The following is a 13,953-nucleotide window of genomic DNA, read 5'->3' on the forward strand; positions in this document are numbered from 1 at the left end:
CTCTGCCTGCCGGCGGCTCCAAGCGGCGACACCGCTGAAACAGCATCACGACCCCCACCTTGCCCGCCGAGACCAACCACGGCGCCGGCCCACACCTGCCGACGCCGGTGACTCCCCAGAGGCGCACCATGCTCAGGAACCTGGAACTCACACTTACGGACGTTCCCGCCCCGACACCCCACCCGTCCGATGTGTGGCAGCACGCAGGCGAAACCGCGCCGCAGGACGTGCGCATGCCGATCGACTACGACGTCCCGCCCGGCGCGACGCCCGACTCCTTCACCCTCGGGGACACCACGTCCTGGCGCGACTTCCCCGAGCCGCGCGAGGACCCCGCCACCTGCCGGGGCGAGCAAGGCAACTGCAACAAGTCCGCCGGCGACTCCGCCGACCCACCCTCGCTCGGTCTGCTCCCGCCGGCGTGGTCAGTCGTGGGCGGCGTCGAGCTCGTGGCCGCGGCCTGGTGCCTCGCCCCTCGGTGCTCCTGGTCGATCAACGGCGAGCCCGACGTCGTCGACGCCGCCGCGGCGAAGCACACCCGAGACGCCGGGCACGCCTCGATGGTCCATTCCTGGCCTCTCGTCGACACCGGTCTCTCGTCGACCGAGACCTTCCACAGCCGAGTTCCCGATTGGAAGTCCAATGCCTACCAATGACCCGGGTGCCCGGACCGCCGAGCTGCTCACTGGAGCCGTACGGAGCTCTGCCGCCCCCCAGGACCTGCTGGTGCACCTGTCCCACCAGCAGGGCCCGCTCACCTCGCCTCTCGTCGGCACGGTTCTCGCCGTCATTGCCGCGGTGCTGACGTTGCTGCTCCTGCGCCGCGTGCGCCGCGCGGGCGGGGTGGCCCGCATGGGCCGAGGCCGCATCACCGCCCGGACGACCTCCGTCGTCGGCATGGTCGCGCTGGCCACCGCCGCCTACGTCAACGCCTACGCCGGCTACCTCCCCACACCCGGCTCGCTGGCCCAGGCCGCGGGGCTCTCCACCGTCGCCGCCGCGGGGGTAAGCGGGCCGGCACGGACCGTGGACGCGGGCCAGGTGTCCGCCATCCGCATCACCGCCCCCCGCCTCGGCATCACCGACGGCACCACGTACGTCTACACCCCGCCCGGCTACACGCACTCGCCGGCCCGCCGCTACCCTGTCATCTACCTCATCCCCGGCTCGCCCGGCACGCCGGCCGACTGGTTCCGCGCCGGCCGGGCAGACCTGGTGGTCGACTCTCTGGTGCGCGCCCACGCCATGCCGCCCGCGATCGTGGTGGCGATGAACACCGCCGCCGGGCTCACCGGGGACACCGAGAGCCTTAACGTCGTCGGCGGCCCCCAGGTCGAGACCTATTACACCCGCGTGGTCGTCCCGTACGTCGACGCGCACTACCGCACCGTCCCCGACCGGGCCCACCGCGTCATCGGCGGGATGTCTTCGGGCGGCTTCGCCGCGCTCAACGTCGGGCTGCACCACCTCGACCTGTACGCGACCATCCTCGCCTTCGAGCCCTACGGCGACCCCGGGCCCGGCAACCTGCGCCGCCTCCTCGGCGGCGACGTCGCTCAGTACCTGGCCAACTCGCCCCGTCACTACATCCCCACCATGGCCTTCCCCGAGCCGGTCAGCGTCTTCCTCGACGTCGGCGGGGCCACCGGCCACGACGTGACCAACGTTCGCGCCCTGGCGGCCCAGCTCGCCGCCCGCGGGCAGCAGGTCGAACTGCGCATCGAACCCGGCCAGCACCACACCTGGATCGAGGCCGCCACCGGCCTGCCGTACGGACTCGCCTTCGCCTTCCCCCACCTCCCCGACACCCCGGCATGAGTGCGGTCAAGACCCAGCCCCGCCCGGGCGGTCGGGCGCCTGGGCGCGGTACCGCTCATGAGCCGAAGCACTAGCCGGGCGTGGTGGTCTCGTCGGCGGGGGTGTTATCGGATGGCGTCCTGGACGACCACTCGGTCGAGGACCTGGCGAAACGCGCCTCGCACCTGCGTCGCGGTAGCCACCAAATCGTTCGGGCGGCCCAAGCCGTTCGCCCCGACGCCCGGCTGGGGTCGAAGATGGTTGCTCGCGCCCCGGAGCGCGCACGGGCGGCACATGGTCGCCGCCGACTCTGTCGGCGCGCTGGCGGTGCTGATTGGCCGCTTGGCAGCGCTGATGCGCACCCTGGTCCCCTGTGTGGCCGGCGCCAGTGGCCTCCCTACCGGCGCTTCGTCGTCTACATCGCCTTCGGAGCGGCCCTGTGGGGCGCCGGAGTTGCGGGTGTCGGGTATCTCGCGCGCGCCGCTCTGCACCGGGCCGAGCGGAGCCTAGGGCTGGCGGCGATGATCGTCGCGCTCCTGGTCCTGCTCGCGGCCTTGGTGGAGGCGCACCGTCTGGGCCGACGCCTGACGCCATCCGCCCCGAGAACGCACCACCATCCGGACCGCATAAGGCCGCGGACATCCCTCGCCCTCACGGACCTCTCATCCGCCGCGTCGCACGCTGGTTCCGTCAGAGAAGCTCGCCGCCTGGAGCGAAGGACCATGTCGAGGATTGAGGACTACGTCCTCCTGGGCGACCTGCACACGGCAGCCCTGGTCAGCCGGGAGGGCTCGATCGACTGGATGTGCGTGCCCCGGTTCGAATCCGGAGCCTGCTTCGCGGCGCTGCTCGACACCGCTAAGGCGGGCCGGTGGCTGCTTACCCCCGCAGATGGCGGGCCTTGCAGCCGACGGCGCTACCGCGGCGACACCCTGGTCATGGAAACCGAGTGAGACACCCCGGCGGGAAGCGTCCGGGTCGTCGACTTCATGCCACCCCGGGGGGCCACGCCCCACGTCGTGCGCCTCGTGCAGGGCCTTCGCGGCACCGTCCAGATGTTCGGAGAACTGCGTCTGCGCTTCGATTACGGCCACGTCGTCCCGTGGGCGCGCAAGGTGGGCGGCGCGATCGAGGCGGTGGCGGGTCCGGACGCGGCATGGCTGCGCACCCCGGCGCCGCTGCGACAGCACGGTGACCGAACCGTCTGCGAGTTCGTCGTTCACTCGGGCCAGACCGTCCCGTTCGTCCTGACCTGGGCACCGAGCCACCTGCCCACGCCCGACCCCCTCGACCCCGAGCAGGCACTGCGCGACACCGTCGACTTCTGGGCCGGCTACGTCGAGGAGGCGACGTCCTGGCGCGAGTGGCTACTCCGCGCCGTGGCCGGCGATCCCGGCACCTTGCAGATCATGTACGGCCTCGACGGGACACGCCGCCTGCCGGAGGTGCCCCTGCCGTGGTTGGCCAGCTATGAGAGCTCCACCCCCGTCCGCACCGGCAACGCCGCAGCCGGCCAGCTCCAGCTGGACGTGTGGGGTGAGGTTCTTGACGGGCTTCACCTGGCCCGTCAGGCCAACATGAGAGCCAATGACGACGCCTGGGACCTGCAGGTGGCGCTGATGGACCACCTGGAAAGTCACTGGCGGGACCCCGACAACGGCCTGTGGGAGCTGCGCGGGCCGCGGCGCCACTTGACCCACTCCAAGGTCATGACCTGGGTCGCCGCCGACCGCATGGCCCGCGCCGCGCGCGACAGCAGGCTCCCCGGCCCCATGCGACGCTGGCAACAGCTTCGCGACGACATCCACTCCAACGTCCTGCGCCACGGCTACAACGACGAACGGGGCACGTTCGTCCAGTCGTACGGCGGCAGCGAGCTGGACGCCCGCCTCCTTCTGATCCCCCGCGTGGGCTTCCTGCCCGGCACGGACTGTCGCGTGCTCGGCACCATCGACGCGATCCAGCGTGAGCTGACCCAGGACGGGTTCGTGCTGCGATACCGCACCGATGCCATTGACGACGGGCTGCCCGCGGGCGAAGGAGTCTTCCTCGCGTGCTCCTTCTGGCTGGTCGACGCCCAGCACTATGCCAGGCGGGAACACGACGCGATCGCGCTGCTCGAGCGGCTGCTCTCCCTGCGCAACGACGTCGGGCTGCTCAGCGAGGAATGGGACCCGGGACGGGTCGCCAGCTCGGGAACGCTCCGCAGGCCCGGAGCCACTTCCCCCTCGTGGTTAGTGAACTCCAGCTCGCCCAGCACCGCTCCCGCCACAGCGACCAACCAATGAGCGCCGCCCACCTCTCCCGCGAGCTCCAGCCGGTGAACGACCCTGGCGACGGGTACCCGGCCGGGTACCGGCGCCAGCATCAGGCCCGGCCCGTCTCTCATGGGTCTCTCATGCGTCGTCTGCGAAGTTGATCCCATGACCATTGAGGCCAAACGGCTGCTGGTAGGTCAGCCGCTGCGGACCGGAAGCCTCGGTCAGCAGCTGCTCACCAAGAGGTTGGCGCTGCCCGTCTTCTGCAGCGACCCGATCTCCTCGGTGGCGTACGCGACCCAGGAGATCCTGCTCGTGCTGGCACTTGGCGGACCGATGCTGCTGCACCTGACCCGGGGTGTGGGCCTGGCGATCCTGATGCTCCTGGGCATCGTCGTCGCTTCGTACCGGCAGATCTGCTTTACCTACCCCAGCGGGGGCGGGGCGTACGTCGTCAGCCGCGACACCCTCGGGGAGCGGGCCAGCCTGGTCGCCGCCGCCGCGCTCCTGGTCGACTACGTGCTGACCGTGGCGGTGTCGGTAGTGGCCGGCGTGGACGCGATCACCTCGTACGCCGCAGCACTCAACCGCCACGCGGTCGCCCTCTCCCTCGGGTTCGTGCTGCTGTTGATGCTCGTGAACCTTCGCGGGCTGAAGGAGTCCGGTCGCGGCTTCGCCGCTCCCACCTACGCGTTCATCGCCGGCATCTTCCTGATGTTCGCTGTCGCGGCCTGGCGGGTGATGACCGGGCAGCACCTGCACGCTGTCAGCGCAAACTTCCACCTACAGCCGGCGCATCACCTCGCAAGACTGCTCCTGGTGGTGCTCGTGCTGCGCGCGTTCGCCTCCGGGTGCACCGCCCTGACCGGCGTCGAGGCGGTCAGCAACGGCATCCCGGCCTTCCGGCCGCCAAAGTCGCGCAACGCGGCCACCACCCTCGCCGTGATGGGCGTCCTCTCGGCCACCATGTTCGGCGGCATCACCCTGCTGGCCCTGCTCACCCATGTGCAGATGGCCGACGAACCGGGACGACTCCTGGGCGCACCCGCCGGCTACGTGGAGCCGACCGCTCTCGCCCAGATCGCCGAGGCCGTGTTCGGCCCTGGGCCGATCTTCGCATTCATCCAAGCGGCCACGGCCGGCATCCTCGTGCTCGCCGCCAACACCGCCTTCAACGGGTTCCCCGTCCTGACCTCTCTCCTCGCCCGCGACGGCTACCTGCCGCGCCAGCTGCACCATCGCGGGGACCGGCTGGTCTTCAGCAACGGGATCATCGTGCTGGCGCTGGCCGCCGGCCTCCTGGTCGTCGTCTTCGACGCCAACGTCTCCCGGCTGATCCAGCTCTACATCCTCGGCGTCTTCGTGTCCTTCACCCTGGCCCAGGCCGGGATGGTCCGACGCTGGCAACGGGACCTGGCGCGCGCCACCGACCGGCAACGGCAGCGCATCCGGCGGGGCCAGGTGATCAACGCCCTCGGCGCCGTCACCACGGCCCTCGTCCTGGTCATTGTCGTGGTGACCAAATTCAGCCACGGCGCCTGGATCGTGTGCGTCGCCATGCCTGCACTGTTCCTGCTCATGCGCCACATCGGCCGGTACTACGAGAAGGTGCGCCAGGAGACCGCGCTGCACGACGAGCCCACGCGCCCGGCGAGCAACCACGCCCTCGTGCTGGTGTCCGGGCTGAACCAGCCGACTGCGCAGGCGGTGGCCTACGCCAGGGCCATCTACCCCGCCAGCCTCGAGGCGGTCACCGTCCAGATCGAGCAGGACGAGACCGAGGAGCTCAAACGCGCCTGGGCGGACCACCACGTCGACGTCCCGCTGGTCGTCCTGTACTCCCCCTACCGCGAGATCACCCGACCGGTCGTCGATTACGTCAGGACCTACCCCCGCAGCAGCCCCCGCGACGTGATCACCGTGGTGATCCCGCAGCGCGTCGCCGGCCGGTGGTGGGAACAGCCCCTGCACAACCACAGCGCGCTGCGGATCAAGAGCCGCTTGCTGTTCCAACCCGCCGTCGTGGTCACCTCGGTGCCCTATCAGCTGCGCTCGGCTATCGCCCGCGTTCACCGCCCCGACACCGGGGACCGCGACACGCTGATCCTGCATGCGGCCCGCCACACGAGCCCGCAGCCGCCGTCCCGATTGTAACCGGGGGCGCCGGGCGCCTGGCACAGCGATGGGCAACCTGACCGATCACCGGACGCAGCAGCGTCCGCACAAGGATCGTCATCCTCCGGAGATAGCGATGAACCAGCACTACCTGACGGTCAACCGCCCCGACGCCCAGGACGGTGCCGCCGGCGGGGCCACCCCGCCAACCCGCTCCAGCTATGCCCGCTGCGGCCGAGTTGCTGCAGATGTACTGGCGCATCGGCCACACGATCCTGAACCGTCAGGAGGCTGAGGGATGGGATACCCGGGTCATCGGCCGGCTCGCGGTGGACCTGAGGGCGGCCTTCTCGACCATGCGTGGCCTGTCCCGGAGCAACCTGAAGTACATGCGTCAGATGGCCGCCACGTGGCCGGAGGAGGCAGTTGGCCAACAGGCTGTTGGCCAACTGCCCTGGGCCCATGTCACGGTCCTGCTCGACAAGCTCGAGGACCAGGGTGAGCGGGACTGGTACGCCGCCGCGGCCGTAGAGGACGGCTGGTCGCGCAACGTCCTGCTCAACCAGATCATGAGGCGGCTTCACACCAGGGGCGGCGCCGCCCCGTCCAACTTCCCCGCCCACCTGCCCGCCGCCGACTCCGAGCTCGCCCAGCAGCTCACCCGCGACCCCTACGTCCTGGACTTCCTCGACCTAACCGGCCCCGTCGCTGAGCGCGACCTCGAAACCGCGCTCATGAACCGGCTCCAAGACTTCCTCCTCGAGCTCGGCCACGGCTTCGCCTTCGTCGGCGCCCGTACCACTTCGAAGTCGACGGTGACGACTCCTAGATCGACCGGCTCTTCTTCAACTGGGCCCAGTCCGCTTCGTCGTCGTCGAGCTCAAGATGGACCGCTTCACCCACGAGCACCTCGGCTTCTACGTCAGCTGGGTCGACGCCAACCTCCGCAACCCCGACCGCCACTCCCCCACCATCGGGATCCTGCTGTGCGCAGGACGCAACGACAACGTCGTGCGCTACGCCCTCGCCGGCACCAACCAACCCCTCGCGGTCGCCGACTACACCTACGCCCCCCTCCCCGCCGCGGCCCGGGAGGCCGTTCCCACTGACGTTGAACTTGCCGCTGCGGCTGGTGCTGCACTTACTTATCTCACCGACGAAGGCACCGCAGCCGAAGGTAAGGGCCCATGAAGAATTGCCCTCGGCGGCAAATCGTAAGAGAAGATGACGCCGTGGACTGGCAAGCAATCGCAGCGGTAATCACTGGACTGGGCGTCATCGCGTCGTTCATAACCACGTGGTGGGCGCTACGGCATGACCGGCGGATCGCTGAGAAGCAGGCAGAGCGCTCAGAAGCCGCTGCCCGCCTCAGCGAGTCCTACACCCAACGGATGGTTGACGCTCTGGAAGCTATCGCCCGCGAAGGGGTCTCTTCGGCAGTGCCGGTCCAGATCGGAGTCCGATGGTCCCTCACCTTCCACAGGGGTGACACGTTTCTTCTAGAAAATGTGGGCGATGCAACGGCTTACAACGTGACGATAAGCGGACACAACTCGCTGGTTGGTCCTGACGTCACCTCAGGCGGCCCTCGTCTCCAACCCGGTGAGGCGCTGACCTTCCTGGCCGCGATTGTTCTAGCAACATCCGATACAACAATCACCATTGAGTGGAACGACACAGCCGAACGGGATGCAGATCGTCGGACGTGGCGGTACCCGTTGCCAGTCCCTGCACGCCAGTAAGTCGCCGCCGCTCGTCTCAGAAACGGTCGCAGAACCGGGGCACGACGCGAACCAGTTTTGCGACGGGTTGTGGACGCACGCCGAGCCGGGTTGTGTGACATCTACAACGTCATTGAGGGGCACTCGGACGAACCGCCGGGCGCGCTGTGGGTTGGTCAGGAGTCGTCGTGGGCGAGCGCCGTCCGTCGCCGACCTCACCCGCCAGCGCGGCCGACCGACGACCTCGTCGATCCCGCGACCGCACCACCGCCGAACCCACGGGCAGACCGGTATCGAACGGTGCCCCTCGCCGACACCCGAGAATGTCCCGCCGGTTCGGACGCCCCGCCTGCGCGCCACGGGCGACCTTCCTCGGGCCCAGCGGGCCGGGAAACCGGCCGTAACTGAGATTCCTGATAGAGACTGGAGATGAGCACAATGCGGTCCTCAAGGACGACGACGGTACGAAGCACTGCGCTTCCGGCCAACCTCGTCTCGCTGGCAGTCGCCGCCGAACACATCGGCGTCCACCCCAAGACGCTGCGCCGGCGGATCGCCGACGGCACCCTCACCGGCTATCGCATCGGCTGGTCCGGGTCGACCTCGACGAGGTCGCCCGACGCCCGATCACGACCATCACCACGACGCGCACCGTCGCCTGAGACAAGCTCTCCCGACGCTGGGCGACACTGGTCGTTGCGGGTGGCCCTGTGGGGCTACGGATTCACGCCGGCGGGCCCCACCCAACCATGGGGCCGACATCGGTGCAGGTCGCAACGCCATTTCACCAGCGGCCCCGGTGGGCCGAGGCGTCTGACGCCGTGGGCCTTACGCCCTCGAACCTGTGGGGCTTACGTGCTGTCCAGAGTTGCTCTCACGTGGACCGCTTGCCGTTGGTGGCTTTCGATATGGGGTTGTTGCTGGCATCGGGTCGGGCGGCTTCCTCTTCGGTGCCGTCAGGTCGACCGGCACTAAGCTGAAGTCGTCCGGCGCGTCGGCCATGTGAGCCTCCCGCGCCGCTACCGCTGCCTGGTACCTCATGGCCGCGTGCGGGGTGGTGTGCCCCAGGCGTGCCTGCGGCTCCGCGATCGTCGCCCCGGTCCGTGCGGCCTGGGTCGCCGCGGTCGCGCAGGCCGTGGATGCGCAGGTCCGGCCGGCCTATCGCCCGTCTCGCCTCGTCCCACACCTTGTAGAGCACCGACTGAGAGATCGGCGTGCCCACGCGGGAGGGAAAGACCAGCCCGTCGGCACCGGCCTGGGAGAACGCGCCCATGTGTGTCTGGAGGACCCTCGTCACCGAAGCGGGCAGGTGCACGATTCGCGCACCGGCCTCGGTCTTGACCCCGCGCACGACCTTGCCCTGGCCGCGCAGGTTCTGGATCTGCGACTCGACGACGACCCTGCGGCCGACGAGGTCGATGTTGGGGCGACGCAGGTTGCGGAACTCCTCGGATCACAGCCCGGACCAGGCCGCCAGCAGAATCATGGCCCGGTACCGCTCGTCGAGGTGCAGCAGCGCCTCGGCGATCTGCTCCGGTGTGGCGATGGTCTTCTTCGACCTGCGCGGCGCCTCGGAGGCACCACGGATCGTGCACGGGTGGTGGTGGACGAGACGGTCGCGCACCGCCGCGTTGAAGACGGAGGACACGAAGCCGTACACGCGCGCGGTCATCGTCTTGCCGGTCTGCTGCTGCAGCCTGGCGTACAAGGAGGTGACGTCGCGCGAGGAGATCGCCCGCAGCGACTTCCTGCCGAGCTCGTCGTGTGTGAGAAACCTCTTCACGTAGGTCTCGTACTCCTCGCGGGTGCGCGGGGCGAGCTTCCGGACTCCCATGTTGGCCGCAACGTACTCGTTGAGGGTCACCGTGATGCGCGCCACCCGTTGCTCGGGCGGGAGCCACTCCCCCCGCGCGATCAGCGCCTCCTCGGAGTACAACCCCGCCTCGGCGTCGATCTTGGTCGTGAGGGTCCGGTGATACCGGCCCAGATCCGGCCGAGGTAGCGCGCACGCCACCCGGCCGTCTTGCCGGTCCTCGCGTTCTTGCGGCGCTCGGTCTGCCCGAATCCTCGCCGGCTGCCTGCCATCTGGATCTCGCCTCCCACGGACTAGGCGTTCGTCGATCACCAGTCCGTGGGGCTGTGGTGGGGCTAGCAGAGCCCCACCGAGGCCATTCGGGTCCTCTCGTGTCCACCTGGGGCGGGCACAGAAAGGGCTTCTGACCTGAGCTTTCGCCGGTCAGAGGCCCCATCGTGATGGTGGGCGATACTGGGTTCGAACCAGTGACCTCCTCGGTGTGAACGAGGCGCTCTACCACTGAGCCAATCGCCCGCGTCCGGGGCGCTCACCGTGGTGCGCGCTTGCCGTTGCGAGATGTGATCGTAGCGAACGCAGCGCCCAATCGTGAAACCGAGACCCCCATCCGGGAGTGAGAGGAAGGCCACACCCCGATTTCGGGGCCGCCGCCGGTGTTCTCGGGGTCCGACTTCCCGCGTCAGGGGTCGGGGGTGAGCACGTGCCGGCGCGCGTACACCTCCGCGACCCGCTGGGTCAGCGGCCCGGGGGTGAGGTCGCGCCCGTCGACGGCGACCACGGGGACCATGCCCCGGGTCGAGGAGGTCAGCGCGGCATGCTCCGCCCCGGTCAGCTCGGCGATGTCCATGACCTCCTCGTGCACGTCGATGCCCTCCTCCCGCGCCCACTCGAGCACGACGGCGCGCGTGACCCCGGCGAGGCACCCGGAGCTGAGCGGCGGGGTCAGGAGCGCGCCGTCGCGCTCGACGAAGACGTTGGTGCCCGTGCCCTCGCACAGCTCGCCGCGGGTGTTGGCGAAGATCGCCTCGTCCGCCCCGCGCTCGTGCGCCCAGGCCAGCGCCCGCACGTTCTCCGCGTAGGAGATGGTCTTCAGGCCGGCGATGGGCGAGCGCTCGTTGCGCACCCACGGCACCACCGCCACGCGCACCGCCCCCGGCGTCCCGGTCGGACCCGCGGCGACCACGAGCGTCCCGGGCCCCCACGCCGCGTCCGAGCCGAGCGGCCCCGGCCCGGCGGTCCACAGGATGCGGATGCGGGCGAGCTCGGTCCCCCACGCGGCCGCGACCTCGGTCACCGCACCGCGGACCACGTCACGGTCCGGCACCGGCAGGCCCAGCCCCCGGGCGGAGCGCTCCAGGCGGTCGATGTGCCGGGTCAGCGCGAAGGGCACCCCGCGGAGCAGCTCGCACGCCTCGAACACGCCGTCACCGACGGTCAGGCCGTGGTCCGTTACGCGCACCAGCGGGGTCTCCGGATCACGCAGGGCGCCGTCGAACCACACGATCACGCGGTTTTCCTGGGCCATGGAGGGCACTGTGGCACGGGTCACGCCCCAAAACCACCCCCGCGGTTTGAACTTTCGTCGACGCACTGGTTATTGTTCTGGAGCACCACGGAGAGCGGGAACGCCCGCCGGGGAGCATGCGGATGTGGCTCAGTTGGTAGAGCATCACCTTGCCAAGGTGAGGGTCGCGGGTTCGAGTCCCGTCATCCGCTCGGAGGGGACCACCACCCGGGTGGCAACCAGCCTCAGGGTGGCGTGGCCGAGAGGCGAGGCAGCGGCCTGCAAAGCCGTACACACGGGTTCGAATCCCGTCGCCACCTCCGATTCATGCAAGGCAATGGGCGATTGGCGCAGCGGTAGCGCGCTTCCCTGACACGGAAGAGGTCACTGGTTCGATCCCAGTATCGCCCACCAGCAAGACAGAAGGCCGTCCGGAGAGACCCGGGCGGCCTTCTGCGTCGATGGTGACTGTGCCGGGGCGCACCCCGGCGCGTCCGTCGGACCGGTTGCCTTGGCAGAGCCCGTCAGGCAGGCTCGATCTCCCCGACCAGACAGAGAGCGAACCGTAGCCCCCTTGACCCAACAGTTCCCCTCCACCGCCGCCGATGCCCAGGCCCCGCGCGGGTTCGCCACCCCTCACGGGATCCGCATGGTCGCGACCGACCTCGACGGCACCGTGGTCCCCCACGGCCGACCGATGTCCCCCCGCACCATCCACGCCCTCCGGTCGGCGGACGAGGCGGGCCTCCGCGTCGTCTTCGTGACCGGCCGGCCGCCACGGTGGCTCGAGCCCGTCGTGGAGGCCACGAGCCATGCCGGGTACGCCATCTGCGCCAACGGCGCGATCACGCTCGACCTCGCCACGGACTCCGTCGTCTCGGTCCGCTCCATCGCCGCGGAGACCATCCTCGAGGTTGCCGAGCGACTCAGGTCCGCCGTGCCCGACGTGATCTTCGCCGTCGAGACCCCGGAGAGCTTCCGCGTGGAGGACGGCTACGAGGACATGCGCGGCGCGCGCCCGGCCGAGGGCAGCGAGCCGCAGGAGCTCATGCGCATGCCCCGTGCGAGCACCCGGCACCTCCCGGACCTGCTCGACGACGAACCCGTCATCAAGCTCGTCGCCATCAGCCCCGGCTCCACGCCGGACGCGCTGCTCACGGCCGGCCGGCGGCACCTCGGCGACCTCGTCACCGCCACGCACTCCAGCATCGGCACCGCGCTGCTCGAGATGAGCCCGCTCGGTACGACCAAGGCGACCGGGCTGACCGAGCTCGCCGCCTTCCTGGAGATCGATCCGAGGACCGTCATCGCCTTCGGCGACATGCCCAACGACATCGAGATGCTCCGCTGGGCCGGGACCGGTTACGCCATGTCGGGCGGCCATCCCGACGCCCTCGCGGCGGCCGACCAGATCGCTCCCCCGGCCGAGCTCGACGGCGTCGCGCAGGTCCTCGAGGCCGTTCTCGCACGCGACGCCGGCCGCCTGCGCCCGTAGATGCACGGACGGGAGGCCATCCGATGAGCGGACCATGTTCACCTGCAGAGACCCACGTTGGAGGACCTCGACGAACGCGTCTCCGGAGACTGACACGGAAGAGGTCACTGGGTCGGTCCCAGTATCGCCCACCAGCAAGACGGAAGGGCCGTCCGGAAAGATCCGGACGGCCCGTCTTGCGCCCTGAGCAGGCCGTACCTCAAACGGGGCTGTGAAGGCAGAAGGCGGGGTCCCGGGTGCCAGAGTGCCCATGGTGTGACGGGAGCCACATGGCGTCGACCACGTCGGATCCGCACAGGCCGCCTTCACTGCCTGGGCACAACCCCCCACCCCGAACTGATTGGGCCGGCCGCACGCTCACGAATCTGGAACCGGCCTCGTGTCGTTAGGGTTCTGGCATGTCGATTCAGGGACGGCTCGTGCCCCGCACCTACCCGCCGGGAGTCACCTGCTGGGTCGACACCGAGCAGCCGGATGTCGAGGCGGCCTGCCGGTTCTACGGTGGCCTCTTCGGCTGGACGTTCGAGAACGCCGCCGCGCCCGGCGCCCCCGTGCGCTACGTCATCGCCAGGCTCGGCGGGCGGGACGTCGGCGCGGTCGCGGGGCCCCGCGACGGCACGGCGACGTGGAACACCTACGTCGCCGTCGACGACGCGGACGACTGGGCGCGGCGGCTGGTCGCGCTCGGCGCCACCGTCCGGTCGGCGCCGGCTGACGCCGGTGAGGGCGGCCGGGGCGCGGTCCTGGCCGACCCTGAGGGGGTCGAGCTGCGCCTCTGGCAGCCGCGCAGGCGGCTCGGCGCCCAGGCCGTCAACGAGCCGGGCGCGTGGAACTTCAGCGATCTCCACACGGGCGACCCCGAGGCCGCGACGGCGTTCTACGCGGAGGCGTTCGGCTGGAGCATCGAGGACGTCGGCTTCGGCAGGATGATCCGGCGACCGGGCTACGGGGACCACCTCGAGGCGACCTCCGACCCGGACATCAGGGCCCGGCAGTCCGCCGTGAGCACTCCCCCCGGCTTCGAGGACGCCATCGGCTGGCTCGCCCCCATCGCTCCCGGCGAGACGCCACACTGGCACGTCTCCTTCGCGGTGGCCGACAGGGACCGGACGGCCGCCGACGCGGAACGCCTCGGCGGGCACGTCCTCGACGCGGCGGAGACCGAGTGGACGCGCACCGCGCTGCTCCGCGACCCGCAGGGCGCGGAGTTCACCGCCAGCCAGTTCACCCCGCCGTCGCGCTGAGCCGCG

General features: G+C 70.1%; 11 protein-coding genes, 4 tRNA genes and 1 pseudogene. 12 read left to right on the top strand and 4 right to left on the bottom strand.

Annotated features, from left to right (window positions below):
- The first annotated feature begins 233 nt into the window (after positions 1-233).
- The 7 genes and pseudogenes from EJK16_RS19495 (at position 234) to EJK16_RS20415 (ending at position 7,361) form a co-directional block, all read left to right on the top strand.
- Positions 234-656, top strand: a complete 423-nt coding sequence (locus EJK16_RS19495) for a hypothetical protein (RefSeq protein WP_164737223.1) — start codon at positions 234-236, stop codon at positions 654-656.
- Positions 643-1,818: an esterase family protein gene (locus tag EJK16_RS07485; RefSeq protein WP_164737224.1), complete on the top strand. Its 1,176-nt coding sequence runs from the start codon at positions 643-645 to the stop codon at positions 1,816-1,818. The genes EJK16_RS19495 and EJK16_RS07485 overlap by 14 nt, the downstream gene beginning before the upstream one ends.
- A gap of 701 nt (positions 1,819-2,519) precedes the next feature.
- The gene (locus EJK16_RS20600; RefSeq protein WP_370275977.1) at positions 2,520-2,750 is read left to right on the top strand and encodes a trehalase-like domain-containing protein; all 231 of its coding nucleotides are present in this window, start codon (positions 2,520-2,522) and stop codon (positions 2,748-2,750) included.
- 36 nt (positions 2,751-2,786) lie between these two features.
- Positions 2,787-4,085, top strand: coding sequence for a glycoside hydrolase family 15 protein (locus tag EJK16_RS07490; RefSeq protein WP_370275978.1), 1,299 nt, complete (start codon positions 2,787-2,789; stop codon positions 4,083-4,085).
- Positions 4,086-4,220: 135 nt separating this feature from the next.
- Positions 4,221-6,209: an APC family permease gene (locus tag EJK16_RS07495; protein WP_127127826.1), complete on the top strand. Its 1,989-nt coding sequence runs from the start codon at positions 4,221-4,223 to the stop codon at positions 6,207-6,209.
- A gap of 209 nt (positions 6,210-6,418) precedes the next feature.
- Positions 6,419-6,910, top strand: a pseudogene (locus tag EJK16_RS20410) (DUF1016 N-terminal domain-containing protein); the annotation flags it as partial.
- Between the two features lie 145 nt (positions 6,911-7,055).
- A complete protein-coding gene (locus EJK16_RS20415) occupies positions 7,056-7,361 on the top strand; it encodes a PDDEXK nuclease domain-containing protein (protein WP_127127828.1) in 306 nt (101 codons plus the stop codon).
- 1,404 nt (positions 7,362-8,765) lie between these two features.
- On the opposite strand, the gene EJK16_RS20605 is transcribed toward EJK16_RS20415, so the two are convergent.
- The 4 genes from EJK16_RS20605 to EJK16_RS07530 all read right to left on the bottom strand — a co-directional run bounded on the left by EJK16_RS20605 (position 8,766) and on the right by EJK16_RS07530 (position 11,229).
- Positions 8,766-9,326 carry a hypothetical protein gene (locus EJK16_RS20605; RefSeq protein ID WP_127128061.1) on the bottom strand — a complete coding sequence of 187 codons (561 nt, stop codon included), beginning with the start codon at positions 9,324-9,326 and terminating at the stop codon, positions 8,766-8,768.
- A gap of 18 nt (positions 9,327-9,344) precedes the next feature.
- Positions 9,345-9,905, bottom strand: a complete 561-nt coding sequence (locus tag EJK16_RS07520; protein ID WP_127127831.1) for a hypothetical protein — start codon at positions 9,903-9,905, stop codon at positions 9,345-9,347.
- A gap of 240 nt (positions 9,906-10,145) precedes the next feature.
- Positions 10,146-10,220 (bottom strand) — tRNA-Val (locus tag EJK16_RS07525).
- Positions 10,221-10,383: 163 nt separating this feature from the next.
- Positions 10,384-11,229 (bottom strand): aminotransferase class IV, encoded by an 846-nt coding sequence (locus tag EJK16_RS07530; RefSeq protein ID WP_205739632.1) that lies wholly within the window; start codon positions 11,227-11,229, stop codon positions 10,384-10,386.
- A 118-nt stretch (positions 11,230-11,347) separates the two neighbouring features.
- On the opposite strand from EJK16_RS07530, the gene EJK16_RS07535 reads away from it, so the two are divergent.
- From EJK16_RS07535 to EJK16_RS07555, 5 genes are all read left to right on the top strand, one after another.
- Positions 11,348-11,420, top strand: a tRNA-Gly gene (locus tag EJK16_RS07535).
- A 37-nt stretch (positions 11,421-11,457) separates the two neighbouring features.
- Positions 11,458-11,528: transfer RNA gene (locus tag EJK16_RS07540), tRNA-Cys, on the top strand.
- 19 nt (positions 11,529-11,547) lie between these two features.
- Positions 11,548-11,622: transfer RNA gene (locus EJK16_RS07545), tRNA-Val, on the top strand.
- 160 nt (positions 11,623-11,782) lie between these two features.
- Positions 11,783-12,703, top strand: coding sequence for an HAD family hydrolase (locus EJK16_RS07550; RefSeq protein WP_127127833.1), 921 nt, complete (start codon positions 11,783-11,785; stop codon positions 12,701-12,703).
- A 398-nt stretch (positions 12,704-13,101) separates the two neighbouring features.
- On the top strand, positions 13,102-13,947 hold the full coding sequence (locus tag EJK16_RS07555) for a VOC family protein (RefSeq protein WP_127127835.1): 846 nt from the start codon (positions 13,102-13,104) through the stop codon (positions 13,945-13,947).
- The last annotated feature ends 6 nt before the right edge of the window (positions 13,948-13,953 follow it).

The organism is Georgenia sp. SYP-B2076, assembly GCF_003991205.1.
Taxonomy (GTDB): Bacteria; Actinomycetota; Actinomycetes; order Actinomycetales; family Actinomycetaceae; genus Georgenia.

Excerpts from the sequence above, each read along its gene's own strand:
- EJK16_RS07490 (WP_370275978.1), top strand. The coding sequence starts at position 2,787 with ATGCCACCCCGGGGGGCCACGCCCCACGTCGTGCGCCTCGTGCAGGGC.
- EJK16_RS07495 (WP_127127826.1), top strand. The coding sequence starts at position 4,221 with ATGACCATTGAGGCCAAACGGCTGCTGGTAGGTCAGCCGCTGCGGACC.
- EJK16_RS07485 (WP_164737224.1), top strand. The coding sequence starts at position 643 with ATGCCTACCAATGACCCGGGTGCCCGGACCGCCGAGCTGCTCACTGGA.
- EJK16_RS19495 (WP_164737223.1), top strand. The coding sequence starts at position 234 with ATGCCGATCGACTACGACGTCCCGCCCGGCGCGACGCCCGACTCCTTC.
- EJK16_RS20600 (WP_370275977.1), top strand. The coding sequence starts at position 2,520 with ATGTCGAGGATTGAGGACTACGTCCTCCTGGGCGACCTGCACACGGCA.
- EJK16_RS07555 (WP_127127835.1), top strand. The coding sequence starts at position 13,102 with ATGTCGATTCAGGGACGGCTCGTGCCCCGCACCTACCCGCCGGGAGTC.
- EJK16_RS20415 (WP_127127828.1), top strand. The coding sequence starts at position 7,056 with ATGGACCGCTTCACCCACGAGCACCTCGGCTTCTACGTCAGCTGGGTC.
- EJK16_RS07530 (WP_205739632.1), bottom strand. The coding sequence starts at position 11,229 with ATGGCCCAGGAAAACCGCGTGATCGTGTGGTTCGACGGCGCCCTGCGT.